The sequence below is a fragment of the Bifidobacterium sp. ESL0825 genome (assembly GCF_052606465.1).
Genome location: NZ_CP199589.1, coordinates 1,724,528 through 1,738,657, shown reverse-complemented (window position 1 = coordinate 1,738,657; position 14,130 = coordinate 1,724,528). Strand labels below are relative to the sequence as shown.

The following is a 14,130-nucleotide window of genomic DNA, read 5'->3' as shown; positions in this document are numbered from 1 at the left end:
GCACGACGGCAAGGGTGGGACCATGCAGGGAGAAGTCACAGCGGCAGGCAACGAGATCAGCGACAGCTTCAGAGCCGCCAAGCATCGGTCCGACCAGGTGCTGGCCGAGCTGGACAAGAATCCCAGCCGCTACACCATGCTGACCGGCGACCGCCCGACCGGCAGGCTCCACCTGGGCCATTACTTCGGCTCCATCCGCGAGCGCGTCCAGATGCAGAATCGTGGCGTGCACACCAATATCGTCATCGCCGACTACCAGGTCATCACCGACCGGGACACCACCGAGCACATCCGCGACAACGTGCTCAACCTGGTGCTGGACTATCTGGCTGCGGGCATCGACCCCAGGAAGACCATGATCTTCACTCATTCGTCCACCCCGGCAGAGAACCAGCTGCTGCTGCCCTTCCTCTCCCTGGTGACCGAGGCCGAGCTTCACCGCAACCCCACCGTCAAGGCCGAGATGGAGGCCAGCGGCCACGCCCTGACCGGCCTGCTGCTGACCTACCCGGTCCACCAGGCCTGCGACATACTCTTCTGCAAGGCCAACGTCGTGCCCATCGGCAAGGACAACCTGCCGCATGTGGAGCTGACTCGGACCATCGCCCGCCGCTTCGACGAGCGTTACCCCGGCCAGGCCCCGGTCTTCCCCGAGCCTGATGCCATCCTGTCCGACACCCCTGAGATTCCGGGTCTGGACGGACGCAAGATGAGCAAGTCCTACGGCAACTCCATCATGCTGGGCGCCACCGCCGAGGAGACGGCCAAGCTGATCCGCAAGTCGCCCACCGACTCCGAGCGCAGGATCACCTTCGACCCTGTCAACCGCCCCCAGGTCTCGGCCCTGCTGACCACGGCCGGCCTGGTGACCGACCGGAAGCCCGAGGACATCGCTGAGGAGATCGGCGATGCCGGCTCGGGCGCCCTCAAGGCCTACGTGACCAAGTCGGTCAACGAGTTCCTGGCGCCCCACCGCGAGCGTCGGGCCGAGCTGGCCAAGGACATGGACGCCGTGCGCGACATCCTGGTCGAGGGCAACAAGCGCGCCAACCAGATAGCCGAGGAGACCCTTGATCAGGTCCGCTCGGCCATGGGCATGCGCTACTAGACGTCGTACCGCCAGGAGCGGTCGGTCAGCACCCGGGCCGTGACCAGGCCGATGGGCAGGCAGATGATGACCATGAAGGCCCGGAAGGCCCAGTCCAGGGCGTTGAGCGTATTGAACTGCCCCAGGTAGAACATGGCCCGATACATATACAGGCCAGGCACCATGATGACGATGGAGGGCACGGTCAGGCTGATTCTTGGATAGCCCAGGTCGGGCGGCAGCAGGCCGTGGCGGACCGAGGAGCGCCAGACCGTGGCCAGCATGCCGGCCAGGAAGGCGCCCAGAAAGGCGGCCATCTCCGGAGGGACATGAAGCAGGTCCTGCATCTCCAGGCGCATCGTGTCGGTCAGAGCGCCGATGACGGCAGCCACCAGGGCCATGCGCTGGGGTGAATTGAAGAGGACCGAGAAGCCCCAGACCCCGCAGAAGGCCGCAATCAAGCGCAGGCCGGCCATCAGCCAGGGGCTCAGGTTCATGGGTTCAAAGCCCTGGGGGTTGAGCATGACCATCCGCGCCACGGCCCAGCCACCCAGCGTGGCCACCAGGATGATCGAGAAGGCATAGGTGATGCGCTGCACCCCAGACGGGAAGTCCAGCTTGGCGATGTCCAGGCCGCCGGTGACCAGGGGGAAGCCTGGAATGACGAAGAGGATGGCGCCGATGTAAGCCGTGTCGTGCCTGAGGGCCACCGGGTCGAAGATGCCCACCAGCCTCAGCGTGCCGACACAAGCCAGGGCGGCGATGATGACCGCCACCCCGGTGGCGAAGAACTGGTTGATCCGCCTGCCCAGCATCTGACGGCGCACCCACTGGCCTATGCCAGCGCCGACGAAGGCTCCGGCCATGTCGTAGGGGCCGCCGCCCAGCAGGAAGACGAAGGCTGCGCAGGCCACGGCCGAGGCGAAGCCCGAGAAGAGGGGCGAATAGAGGGGTTTGCGTCGCTCGATCAGGTCCAGGCGTTCGTGCGCCTGCCGGACCGTGATGCCGCCCATTGCCCGCGTCTGCGAGGATGCGGACTCGTCAGGGGAGGCAGGCTCTTTGGAGTCTGTGGCCTCTTTGAAAGACGCAGACCTGTCGGGAGACACTGACTGTTCGGGGGACGCGGCACCCTCGGAAGACCTGGCCTTCTCATGTGCTTCGCCTTGAGTTGACGCAGATTGTCCGGATGCAGCCTTGGAATCCTTGGAATCCTCCGGCCGAGGCGTGGAGCCTACGGTGCCCAGTCCGGCGGCCGTTCTGGTGTCTATGGCCGCCGCATCGATCCGGTTCTGGCTGATCTCGTCCTCGTTGTGTACGGCGGTGGCCACCGCATCCTTGAGCGCCTTGGCCGCATCCTGGTCCTGGGCCAACACCTCCTTGACCGCCTTGCGGGCCGCCGCATAGACGTTCGGCTCGTCCAGGTTGTCCACCAGCTCCCGGGAGACCACCGTCACGGTGTGGTAGGTCCCCGCCTGCCCGCACTTGACGCTGAGCCAGTCCGCGAAGTGCTCCAGCAGCCAGATCCGCTCGGTGTTGACCCCGGTGGTGGGCAGGTCCACCACCTCGGTAATCCGAGAAACGCCATCCGTGCAGGTGGCCTCGATGTCGGTCAGGTTCACGTCGGCCCGCACATGCACGCCCATGGGGTAGGCAATCCTGTGCATCATCTCGCGCACGCGGAAGCTTCCCGTGCCGGCCCCCAGCTCCAGCATGCCCACCCGCACAATCAGGCTGGTCTTGGCCGCTATGCAGGCCTCGACGATGGGCTTGTCGTAATCGCGTTCAATGTCCTCCATGTCCAGCGGAATGGAGTGGGTGTGGTACTTGCTGACCCGTCTGACCTCGGCTGCGGTCCTGCCGCGATAGCCGTCCTTGGAACTCCTGCTCTTGAATTTCACACCCACATTCATACTCCACCCGGGTCACGTGCCCTTGCACCGCCGCACGGGACCATGAAACGTATTCGACCCTAAAGCGTCCTAGAATGGGCCGCGAGCCATCGAACCGAAGGCTGTGGGCCTGCAACGCCGACCACCAATAACCGCGGAGGAGCCGTGGAATGGTCGAAGACCAGGCAACCTGCGATTCGACAAGGAGGACTGATGACAGACAGTAATCAGCAAATCACGGCTGCCGATGCGACCCTGGTCACATCCGGCACCGGGACCAAGGGGCCGGAGGAACGCAAGCTGCCTCAATCGTTGGATGAGGACATGGCCTTGTGCCTGCGGCTGCTCAGGGATGCGTTGGGGGAATTCGATCAACAGCTGCTCAAGCGCTTCGACTCCCTGCGCGAGGACGTGATGACGGCCAGCGCCGAGCACTTCAACCGCCACCCCTCGGACCCCGTGCCCGACGAGGACGGCCTGTCCAAGGCCGTGGCCCTGATCGACGACACATCCGTCAAGGATTCCCAGCTGCTGGCCCGCGCCCTGACCACCTACTTCCACCTGGCCAACCTCTGCGAGGAGAACTACCGGGTGAAGGTCCTGCATGAGCGCGAGGGCAAGGTGGACCTGAAGGTCAAGGGCACCGACCCCATCAACGAGATGACCAGCGCCTACAGCCAGCTCCTTCAGGAGATGGGCCCGGCCAAGGCCTCGGAGCTGCTGGAGAAGCTGGAGTTCCACCCCGTCTTCACCGCCCACCCCACCGAGGCGCGGCGCAAGGCCGTGGAGGGCAAGATCCGGCGCATCGCCAACCTGCTGGCCGTCCGCCGCGGCCTGGGCGGCTCCGAGCTGGAGGAGAACGAGCGTCTGCTGCACAACGAGATCGACGCCCTCTTCCGCACCTCGCCCATCGCAGCCAAGAAGCCGACGCCCGTCGAGGAAGCCAACACCATTCTGGACATCTTCGACGCCACGCTCTTCGAGACCATTCCCAAGGTCTACCGCCGCTTCGACGACTGGGTGCTGGGCAAGAAGGCCGGCATGGTCAAGCCCGTCTGCCCCGCCTTCTTCCACCCGGGCAGCTGGATCGGCTCCGACCGGGACGGCAACCCCAACGTGACCGCCAAGGTCTCGCGCAAGGTGGCGCGCAAGTTCTCCGACCACATGCTCAAGGCCCTGGTCAAGGCCACCACCACCGTGGGCCGCAACATGACCATGGAGGTGACCACCACGCCGCCCAGCCCCGAGCTGAGGAGCCTGTGGAGCCACCAGAAGGAGATGAGCGAGCGCCTGACCGACCGGGCCACCACCATCTCGCACAACGAGCTGCACCGGGCCGTGGTCCTGGTCATCGCCGACCGTCTGCAGGCCACCATCCAGCGTGACGCCGACCTTATGTATGCCGACTGCGACGACTTCATCGCCGACCTGCGCGTGGTCCAGGACTCCCTGGCCAAGGCGGGCGCGGCCCGTCAGGCCTACGGCCCCCTGCAGGATCTGATCTGGCAGGCCCAGACCTTCGGCTTCCACATGGTGGAGATGGAGTTCCGCCAGCACTCCCTGGTCCACGCCCGCGCCCTGGAGGACATCCGCGAACACGGCCTGCACGGCGAGCGCGGCGAGCTGCAGCCCATGACCCACGAGGTGCTCGACACCTTCCGGGCCCTGGGAGCCATCCAGAAGCGCAACGGCCAGAAGGCCGCCCGCCGCTACATCATCTCCTTCACCAAGTCGGCGCAGAACGTCAAGGACGTCTACGAGCTCAACCGGCTGGCCTTCGAGCATGCCGAGGACGTGCCGGTCATCGACGTGATCCCCCTGTTCGAACAGCTGGAGGACCTGCAGAACTCGGTGGACGTGCTGGAGGAGATCATCAAGATCCCCGAGGTCCAGGCGCGGCTCAAGGAGACCGGCAACAAGATGGAGGTCATGCTGGGCTACTCCGACTCCTCCAAGGACGCCGGACCCGTCTCGGCGACCCTGGCCCTGCACTCCGCCCAGGAGCGCATCGCCAAGTGGGCCGAGAGCCATGGCATCGACCTGACCCTCTTCCATGGACGCGGCGGCGCCGTAGGCCGTGGAGGCGGCCCCGCCAACCGTGCCGTGCTGGCCCAGCCTGTGGGCTCCGTCAACTGCCGGTTCAAGCTGACCGAACAGGGCGAGGTCATCTTCGCCCGCTACGGCAACCCGGTCCTGGCCATCCGCCACATCGAGTCCGTGGCTGCGGCCACCCTGCTCCAGTCCGCGCCCAGCGTGGAGGAGCGCAACACCACCATGACCGAGAAGTACGCGGACATGGCCGGCAAGCTGAACCAGGCCGCCCACGAACGCTTCCTGGACCTGTTGCACACGCCTGACTTCGCCCCCTGGTTCTCCATCGTGACGCCCCTGAACGAGATCGGCCTGCTGCCCATCGGCTCCCGGCCGGCCAAGCGTGGTCTGGGCGCCAAGTCCCTGGACGATCTGCGGACCATACCCTGGGTCTTCTCCTGGGCGCAGGCACGAATCAACCTGGCCGCCTGGTACGGCCTGGGCACCGCCTGCGAGAAGTTCGGCGACCTGGAGACCCTGCGTCAGGCCTATGAAGAGTGGCCGCTCTTCAGCACCTTCATCGACAACATCGAGATGAGCCTGGCCAAGACCGACGAGCGCATCGCCAAGATGTACCTCTCCCTGGGCGACAGGGACGACCTGAGCCAGAAGGTCCTCTCGGAGATGGAGCTGACCCGCAAGTGGGTTCTGCAAATCGTGGGTGACGAGTGGCCCCTGCAGCACCGCCACGTGCTGGGCCAGGCCATCCGGATCCGCTCTCCATATGTGGACGCCCTCTCGGTGACCCAGGTGCGCGCCCTGCGCACCCTGCGTCGTCGCAACGACAAGGAGGAGCTCAGCAAGAGTCAACAGGCCGACTTCATCTACCTGATCCTCTGCACCGTTTCGGGAGTCGCCGCCGGCCTGCAGAACACCGGCTGATTACCGCTTGACACTTTAAGGATGAGGCCCCGTTCTCTTGCAGATAGCAGGAGGCGGGGCCTCGCCATATCCAAGGGCCCCTGATGTGGTCGTGTGTTGTTTGCGGATCGAATGGTAGAGTGAAAAGTAGGGACGTCGAGAAGGTGGCTGGTTTTCGTCTTGGTTTCTGCAATGTAATGTAGAGCTGGCGCTGAGCAAAGGGTGGCTTTCCGACAAGAAGAACTTTTTTAGGCAGGCGGTATTGATACCGCTTGATGTTTGGTGAGGGGGTTTGGTTTCATGCATCTGGTTTCCCGCCTGCGTCGCATTCTGGCGATGATGACCGTCCTGATCAGCCTGCTGGCAGGCTTGGGTGTCGCATCCGCCCAAGCGGATGCTCCCATACTCACCGGGGGGGGGGGTCGTCAGACCCCTCGCGTAGCTGAGCAAACCCCCGGCACTCTCCCCAGCAACACAACCAGCACCCCACTGCCCACACCATCGCCGATACAAGCCACCACACCATTAAACCCAACGACGGGCACCCCGTCATCGACGACGGGCGATCAGGATAAGACAGAACCCGCTCCAACTAAGCCATCCGATACCAGCGATCAGGCCGCGCACACGGTGCGCTTCGACCCTGCCGACGGCAGCAAGCCAACACAGTCAACCGTGAAGACCGGCACCCTCGCCGCTCCCCCACAACAGAATCCTGTACGCGAAGGCTTCCGGTTCGACGGGTGGACGCTTGACGGCGAGCCTTTCGACTTCCAGACTCCCATCCTCCAGGACACGACCCTGAAAGCACAATGGTCGAGGATCACGGACTGGACGCTGAGCCCGGACCACGGGCCCGCCGCCGGCGCCCGGCTGACCATCAGCCCGCCCAGCCTGCAGGAGCCCTACTACGTCAACGTCCAGGCCGCAGGCGAGCAGACAGTCGGCCTGACCGGCGACGGGCGAATCCACACCTGGACGCAGGAGGGCGCGCCCAAGCGGGTCCCCTTCCCCGCCCAGGCTCCCGACGGGTTCCGCTGGCTGCAGGCCGCGGCAGGCGGCCGGCTGCAGGCCGCGCTCGGATCCGACCAGCGGATCTACGCCTGGGCCAACGGACAATCGACACCCACCATCCTCGATGCCAACCAGGACACCCGATTCACCGGCATCAGCATGGACGGCGACCTTCTGCTGGCGGTGGACCGGCAGGGACAGGTCCACGCCTACCAGGCCAGCCGGAAAGACGGTCAAAACACGAACCCGAAATTCCTGGAGCAGGCCACGACCGGCCTGCCCGGACAGGCGCGGGCCGTCACCGCCGCCGCCTCCGGCGGCCGGGCCCTCGTCCTGGACACGGACGGGCAGGCCTGGGCCTGGGACGCGAGCAAGACCGGCAACGTCAAGCCCGCACGCATCAGGCAGGACACACAAATCCGTATCGTCCAGGCCCAGGCCCTCAACCAGGGGTTCCTCCTCCTGGACGCGGACGGGCAGGCCTGGCACCAGGCCGACGGCACGACCAGCCTTACGGCCGCCGGCCTGCCGGAAAACCTGAAGGCCAGCCGAATCACCACCGGCAATGACCAGGCCGTCATCACCAGCAGGGACGGCCGCGTCTGGGCCTGGAAGCCCGGCGAAGCGCCCGCCCGGGCGGACGACGGGAACCGGGCCTACACGCAGGCCGTCCTTGCAGGCGGCAGGATCACCGCCACCAGCAGGCAGGGCGGCCTATACCAGTGGAGCCTGGACGGGCAGGGCCGGCCCGGCCAGCCGGCCCGGCTCGGCACCGCCACAGCGCCCACCCTGGAAACAGCCGGCATGGACGGCCAGCCGCTCAAACTCAGCAGGACCGGCGACGCCTGGCAGACGGACATCCCCGCCCGCCAGCCCGGCCCGGCCGCCATCACCATCACCGGCAGGCAGGACGACCAGCCCTTCACCAGAAGCCTTACGTACACCGTCGACCAGACCCTGACCAGAGACCTCCGCCAGGGCTCCGCCTACACGGTCCGCTTCGACACAGGCGGAGGAAACCCGCCCCCACAGGACCAGAGCATCCAGCCGGTCTACGGCAGAGTCCAGCGCCCCTCCCCCGACCCGACGCGCCCAGGCTACCAGTTCGACGGATGGTTCACCGGGCAGGTCGCCTACGACTTCAGCAAACCCGTCACCCAAAACCTCACCCTCACCGCCCACTGGACCTTCAAAGACCCCGACAGCACATGGAGCATCAGCCCCGACAAGGGCAGCCAGTTCGGCAAGGAAACCACCACCATCACCCCGCCGGACACCAGCCGAGGCATCAGGTTCAACCAGGTCAGCGCATCATACTCTTATCATTCCTTGGCTGTGGGCAGCGACGGCAACGCCTACGCATGGGGAATCAACGGCAATGGCCAACTCGGCGACGGGACAACCACCACCCGGACTATGCCGGCTAAAGTGAGCAAGCCTGCAGGCACGTCCACGGACTTCACCTACCTGCAGGTCAGCGCCGGACAATTTCATTCGCTGGCCCTGGGCAGCGACGGCAACGCCTACGCCTGGGGACGCAACGACTACGGCCAGCTCGGCGACGGGACAAAGACCACTCAAAAGATTACGCCGGTCAAAGTACGCAAGCCTGCAGACACGCCCACGGACTTCACCTTCCTGCAGGTCAGCGCCGGATACTATCATTCGCTGGCCCTGGGCAGCGACGGCAACGCCTACGCCTGGGGATACGACGACTATGGCCAGCTCGGCGACGGGACAACCGCCACTCAAAAGATTACGCCGGTCAAAGTAGACAAGCCTGCAGACACGCCCGCGGACTTCACCTACCTGCAAGTCAGCGCCGGAAACACTCATTCGCTGGCCCTGGGCAGCGACGGCAACGCCTACGCATGGGGAAACAACAGCTACGGCCAGCTCGGCGACGGGGCAACCACGATCACCGATACCTCCAAGCAGACTTCGCCGGTCAAAGTATACAAGCCTGCAGGCACGCCCACAGACTTCACCTTCCTGCAGGTCAGCGCCGGAACCGATCATTCGCTGGCCCTGGGCAGCGACGGCAACGCCTACGCCTGGGGAAACAACGACTATGGCCTCGGCGACGGGACAAAGACCACTCAAAAGACTTCGCCGGTCAAAGTAGGCAAGCCTGCAGGCACGCCCACGGACTTCACCTACCTGCAGGTCAGCGACGGATACCTTCATTCGCTGGCCCTGGGCAGCGACGGCAACGCCTACGCCTGGGGATACAACATGTATGGCAGGCTCGGCGACGGGACGCAAACCGGCCGGCCTACGCCGGTCAAAGTGGGCAAGCCTGCAGGCACGCCCACGGACTTCACCTACCTGCAGGTCAGCGCCGGAAACACTCATTCACTGGCCCTGGGCAGCGACGGCAACGCCTACGCCTGGGGAAACAACTTCTTTGGCTCGCTCAGCAATCCTGATGTAAAAGGCTACAGTGTTGTTCCTGTTCCGGTGGTATTCAAGCTGGTGATCACCGGCGTCAGATTCGACCAGACCGCCGCAACAGGCCTGATGCGCGGTGATGGCAGCAGCGTCAGCGTGCTCACGCCTGCACACGCGCCGGGCACGGTCACGGTCAGCGTGGACTACACGCTGGGCGGCACACCCCAGCAGCCGGACACTTCTCTCCGTTACACGTACCTGCCTGCAGTGCTCCCCCGGGCGGGCGGGGAGGGCATCCTGCTCGCCCTGGCCACGGGCATGACCGGCATGGGCGGGGTGCTGGCATCTCGCCGCCACCGGCGGGAAACACGCCAACTATCACATGCTTCGTATGAGTAAGAGCGGCCGGGGGCGGCGTAACAATCCCCCCGCCCCCGGCCCATACAGGGGGAGCAGGGAGGAAAAGTGTCACTGAAGGCTCAAACCCCAAGGGAGCCGACACTCCCTCCCGCGCCCCCACCACACTTCCGCAGGCAGAAGCCGAGGATAGGCATGCACGCCCCCGCCTCCGCCTGGGAGAGAGGGTAACACGGCCAGGCCGGCCACGGGCACACAACCCCAGTCAGCCTGGCCGCTGTTTACAGATTCCGCCAGCCTTGAGTTCCGCCGACACTGGATCCGGCTGTCATAGTCATTGCGCGATGATAGGGTTGTATCACTGTACAAAGATGCAGAAACGAATGACATGCACCGTCTGTTGGGGAGACAGTCGGCAGAGTTCTTGGGAGGCTCTGTAAATGTCGTTATCGAATATTCCCCGCTGTGCTTCGCACGAGTAAGGCCGGATTCCCATCACTGCAATCCGGCGAACAGGCGGCTGTGCCCATCCCAACCGAGCACGGTCGCCATCTACTTTTAAACGGCGGAAAGATAACCGTCGTAACGCTCGGGCTTGTCCGCGAACTCCAGGCCAGTCGGCTGATACCAAGAGTATCGGCGGCTGCCGCTGTCGTCAGTCCAAATTTCAGGGCAGTCGTTGACCAGCCAGTCCGAGGGAATGGCATGGGCGCCGCCGGTCGAGGCCAAGGCCAGCGCCTGCCTGAGCTGGTCCTCCTGGTCGGCGGTCAGGCTGCCGGGGCGGGCCGAAAAGAAGAGCGGGGTGCCGGTCCGCGCCAAGAGATCCATCCACTGGCGGTTGAGCTCCCAGTCGATTGATTCGGATATGCCCACGCAGTCGGCGTCGGTGGCGTAGAAACTTCCGTGCTGGGGCAGGCGGAAGGCCAGGGTGTTGACCCCGATCTGCCTGGTCCGCTCCCACTGCAGGCCGCTGGTGTCGTCGCCGGTCCGGTTGATCTGCATGAAGCCGACGCCCAGGTGACCGACCACATTGCATCCCTGAACCAGCATCCCGGCTTCGGTGGCCTGCTCGAAGATGGCCCGGTAAAGCTGTTTGACCACCTGGGCGCTGGTCAGGCTCCGGTCGTAGAAGTGCCAGCCGTCCGGGCTGGGCCAGGGGTTCATCTGGAATCCCCACCTGCCCAGCAGGTCGAAGGTGCTGAAATCATGCTTGACCAGCTGGTAGCCCCACTCCCCCAGCTGGGCGATGTCCTGGCGGATGTAGTCCAGGGCCTGCGGGTTGGAGGGGTCCAGGCAACCGTTGTGCGGGAGCCTGAACTGGTCGGCAATGGTCTCGTCCTCGTTGAGGAGCGGGCGGTACCAGATGCCGGGCTTGATGCCCATGGCCTTGATCTGGTCGGCCAGGGCGCCCATGTCGCCGAACTTCTGGTTGCCACTCCGCCAGGGGCCGCCGTTGTAGTCCTCAAGCCGGTGGTGGTCCTGCCAGCCGTCGTCCACGACCATGGTGGGGCGGTGGGCGTTGCCCTGGGTCAGGTCGGCCAGATACTCGGCATCGGCAAGAATCCGGGAACGGCTGGAGTCCCCGTAGGCGTAGTACCAGTTGTTGCTCCCGTAGACCGGTTCAGGGGGCATGAGGCCCTTGCGGCTGATCCGGGAGCAGAAGTCGCTGGCCACAGCAAAGACCGGACCGCCAGCCCGCTCCTGGAGCGGATATTGCAGGCAGATGATGGTGGCCGCTTCAAGCTCCCGACCGTCCAGCACCAGGCCACTGCCGCCGTTGCGCAGGTCAAGGAAGAGGGTGATGCCGGCCGTATCGACCTGCCAGAAGCAGAAGGCGTTGGCACCGGTGGCCACCCCGTACCCCTCGGCCTGCTCCTGACCTGCCGCCAGGAAGTACCAGGGCATGAACCGGTTGGCGCGCATGGTCTGGAAACCCATGCGGCCGTAGCCACGCTCCCAGGCGTCGCCCAGGTAGAGGTCGTCGGCGGGCATGGGCCTGGTCCAGCGCAGCGCCAGGGACCGGATGGGGGTGGAGCCGGCGGTCAGGCTGACCGTCAGAGTGGATTCGCCCTTGAGGCTGACCCTCGCATCGGGGGCTGTGCCGAAAGGCCTGCCTGCGGGCGCGGTCTCCCTGTCGGCATCGGTGGTCAGCGTGATCCAGTCCGGCTCTCCCAGGCTAAGGCTGGTTGGGTTCATGATTCAGTGCTCCTTCATCCCTGTGGTGTGGCAGATAGCGGCGGGTCAGACCCGGACCAGGTCGATCAGGCGGATGGTCTCGGGCTGGCAGCGGGGTATGCGGATGCCCACGCGCTCCAGATAGGTGCCGGTGACCTCGGCGGTGCCCAGCGGACCCGTCGGATCCAGAGGCTCCAGCGAAGCCCTGGGCTTGGCGGGTCCGGTCCAGGCCAGCCGATACCGGGCCTTGGGGTCCAGGCCGGGAATACGTAGATAAACACCACGATTATGCAGGGATTCGTCCAACTGGACGTGGGCCAGGATGGCACGGCTGCGGTCGGGGGCCACCACGCCATGGGCCAGGACCGAGGGGTCGGCCAGGTCCAGGCGAACCACACGGCCGGAGTGGAGGAAGTCCCGGTTGGCCTTGTACCAGGTAATCCACTCCTTGAGCCGCTCCAGGTCCTCCTCGCTGGCCTGGCGGATGTCCCACTCGATGCCCATGGACCCGAAGACGGCCGTCGCCGCCCGGAAATCCAGGCCGTAGGTTCTGCCGGTCTGCTGGGAGGAGGGCTGGGAGATATGGGCGCCGATGTACTCGGGGGCCACGGTCTGCTCGGTCCAGCGCTGAATCAGCTGCCTGCTCAGGGCATCGGTCATGTCGGAGTTCCAGAAGCGGCGGACCTTCTCGATCACGCCCAGGTCGATGCGGCCGCCGCCCGAGGCGCAGGACTCCCACTCCACCTTGGGGAAGCGAGCGCGGAGGGCGTCCAGCAGGCGATAGTAGGCCAGGGTCTGCTCGTGGATGGCCGGCGCGCCACCGTGGGCCTGGGAACCGGCCTCAAGCAGGTCGCGGTTGTGGTCCCACTTGACGTAGTCGATGCGGCAGGACTCCAGGACTCGGGTCATGGCCTCCAGCACGTGGTTGAAGGCCTGGGGATTGGTCAGGTCCAGGACCAGCTGGTTGCGCTGCAGCTCCGGGTTTCTGGAGGATGCCCTCATGACCCACTCAGGATGGTCGCGGAAGGCGTCCGAATCAGGATTGATCATCTCCGGCTCGAACCAGAGGCCGAACTGCATCCCCAATTTGTGGACATAATCAACTAAAGGTTTCAGGCCCTGTGGCCAGACCGCCGGGTCCACCCACCAGTCGCCCAGACCGGCCGTGTCGTCCCGGCGCAGGTGGAACCAACCGTCATCCAGAACGAGCCGCTCCACCCCGATGCGTGCGGCCCGGTCGGCCAGGTCGCGCAGGGTGTCGAAATCGTGGTTGAAGGTGATGGCCTCCCAGACGTTCAGGATGACCGGCTGCTCGCGCGGATGCTCGGGCAGGGTGCGCTCCCAGGCGTGCAGGCTGTTCATGATCGGATCCATGCCATGGTCGGAGGCCGTGGCCACGATCCAGGGCGTGCTGTACTCCTGGCCCTGGTCCAGGACCACCTCGCCGGGCAGCAGGAGCTCGCCAGCGCTGACGCCGGCCGGGGTGGCGCTGTTCCGATCCACCCGGAGCACGGTGTTCCCGCTCCAGGCCGGCTGAACACAGAGCACCCTGCCGTGATGGAAGTCGAAGCCGGGGGTGCCCACCATGACCACGGGCCCCTCGAAGCCGGTGCGGCCCCAGCGGAACTCGCGCACCCAGGCCCCGTCGGCCAGGTCATGGCGCTGGGGGCTGCGTTCACGCTCGTGCCTGCCGGCGAAGTCCAGAATTCGGGTCTGCTGGTCGTCCAAGGGCAGGCGGACCTCCAGACCCTCCAGCAGGAAGGGGTCGGCGCCCAGGTTGCGCAGGGTGTGGCGAATACGCAGGGAGCCGCCGGCCATGGCCTCCACCCTGGTCTCCAACCCAAGCTGGGCATCCTCGTCACGGGCCTTGATGGTCAGCGAGTCGGCGGTCTGCTCGGTCTGGCCTTCCACCAGGAAACGGGGCGACCAGGAACGCCCGGCCTGGATGCCTTCGGGGCCTTGGGCGATCCGATGCCCGGTCAGGCCCGGATGCAGGTAGGTGTTCTGTGCATGCTCCAGCAGCAGGGGCGAATGGGTCGAGGCCCAGGCGGGGGTCTGTTCCAAGCCATCCAGGTCGGGGCCTGCATAGAGCCCCCTGATGTCAGGAATATCGGCACCCGGCGTAATGGGCCCCAGGGCAATATAAGTGAATGGCTGATCAGAATGGACCGGCTGTGGAAAGAGCATGAAAAATCCTTTAGTAACTACGGAACAAATGTGCAAAAACAACGATGCTTGATGAACCAGTGAGCCGCCCGCTCCACT

Annotated in this window: 6 protein-coding genes; 3 read left to right on the top strand and 3 right to left on the bottom strand. The window is 65.4% G+C overall.

Translation table 11 applies throughout. The features are described from left to right. Positions 1-22 precede the first annotated feature (22 nt). Complete coding sequence (gene trpS / locus ACUIAG_RS07335) at positions 23-1,108, top strand: tryptophan--tRNA ligase (RefSeq protein WP_024627534.1); 1,086 nt, start codon at positions 23-25, stop codon at positions 1,106-1,108. On the opposite strand, the gene ACUIAG_RS07330 is transcribed toward trpS, so the two are convergent. Further along, positions 1,105-2,883, bottom strand: coding sequence for a threonine/serine exporter family protein (locus tag ACUIAG_RS07330; protein ID WP_445340386.1), 1,779 nt, complete (start codon positions 2,881-2,883; stop codon positions 1,105-1,107). The two genes, trpS and ACUIAG_RS07330, sit on opposite strands and share 4 nt — an antisense overlap. A 306-nt stretch (positions 2,884-3,189) precedes the next feature. On the opposite strand from ACUIAG_RS07330, the gene ACUIAG_RS07325 reads away from it, so the two are divergent. After that, positions 3,190-5,949 (top strand): phosphoenolpyruvate carboxylase, encoded by a 2,760-nt coding sequence (locus ACUIAG_RS07325; RefSeq protein ID WP_445339516.1) that lies wholly within the window; start codon positions 3,190-3,192, stop codon positions 5,947-5,949. Between the two features lie 279 nt (positions 5,950-6,228). Further along, positions 6,229-9,732 (top strand): RCC1 domain-containing protein, encoded by a 3,504-nt coding sequence (locus tag ACUIAG_RS07320; RefSeq protein ID WP_445339515.1) that lies wholly within the window; start codon positions 6,229-6,231, stop codon positions 9,730-9,732. A gap of 516 nt (positions 9,733-10,248) precedes the next feature. Here the strand turns inward: ACUIAG_RS07320 and ACUIAG_RS07315 are convergent. Together ACUIAG_RS07315 and ACUIAG_RS07310 are read right to left on the bottom strand one after the other, a co-directional pair. Further along, complete coding sequence (locus ACUIAG_RS07315) at positions 10,249-11,886, bottom strand: glycoside hydrolase family 36 protein (RefSeq protein ID WP_445339514.1); 1,638 nt, start codon at positions 11,884-11,886, stop codon at positions 10,249-10,251. A 45-nt stretch (positions 11,887-11,931) separates the two neighbouring features. Beyond that, positions 11,932-14,052 (bottom strand): alpha-galactosidase, encoded by a 2,121-nt coding sequence (locus ACUIAG_RS07310; protein WP_445339513.1) that lies wholly within the window; start codon positions 14,050-14,052, stop codon positions 11,932-11,934. Between the last annotated feature and the right edge of the window lie 78 nt (positions 14,053-14,130).

Bases quoted from the DNA above. Each gene is read 5' to 3' on its own strand.
- trpS (WP_024627534.1), top strand. From the start codon at position 23: ATGCAGGGAGAAGTCACAGCGGCAGGCAACGAGATCAGCGACAGCTTC.
- ACUIAG_RS07330 (WP_445340386.1), bottom strand. From the start codon at position 2,883: ATGGAGGACATTGAACGCGATTACGACAAGCCCATCGTCGAGGCCTGC.
- ACUIAG_RS07325 (WP_445339516.1), top strand. From the start codon at position 3,190: ATGACAGACAGTAATCAGCAAATCACGGCTGCCGATGCGACCCTGGTC.
- ACUIAG_RS07320 (WP_445339515.1), top strand. From the start codon at position 6,229: ATGCATCTGGTTTCCCGCCTGCGTCGCATTCTGGCGATGATGACCGTC.
- ACUIAG_RS07315 (WP_445339514.1), bottom strand. From the start codon at position 11,886: ATGAACCCAACCAGCCTTAGCCTGGGAGAGCCGGACTGGATCACGCTG.
- ACUIAG_RS07310 (WP_445339513.1), bottom strand. From the start codon at position 14,052: ATGCTCTTTCCACAGCCGGTCCATTCTGATCAGCCATTCACTTATATT.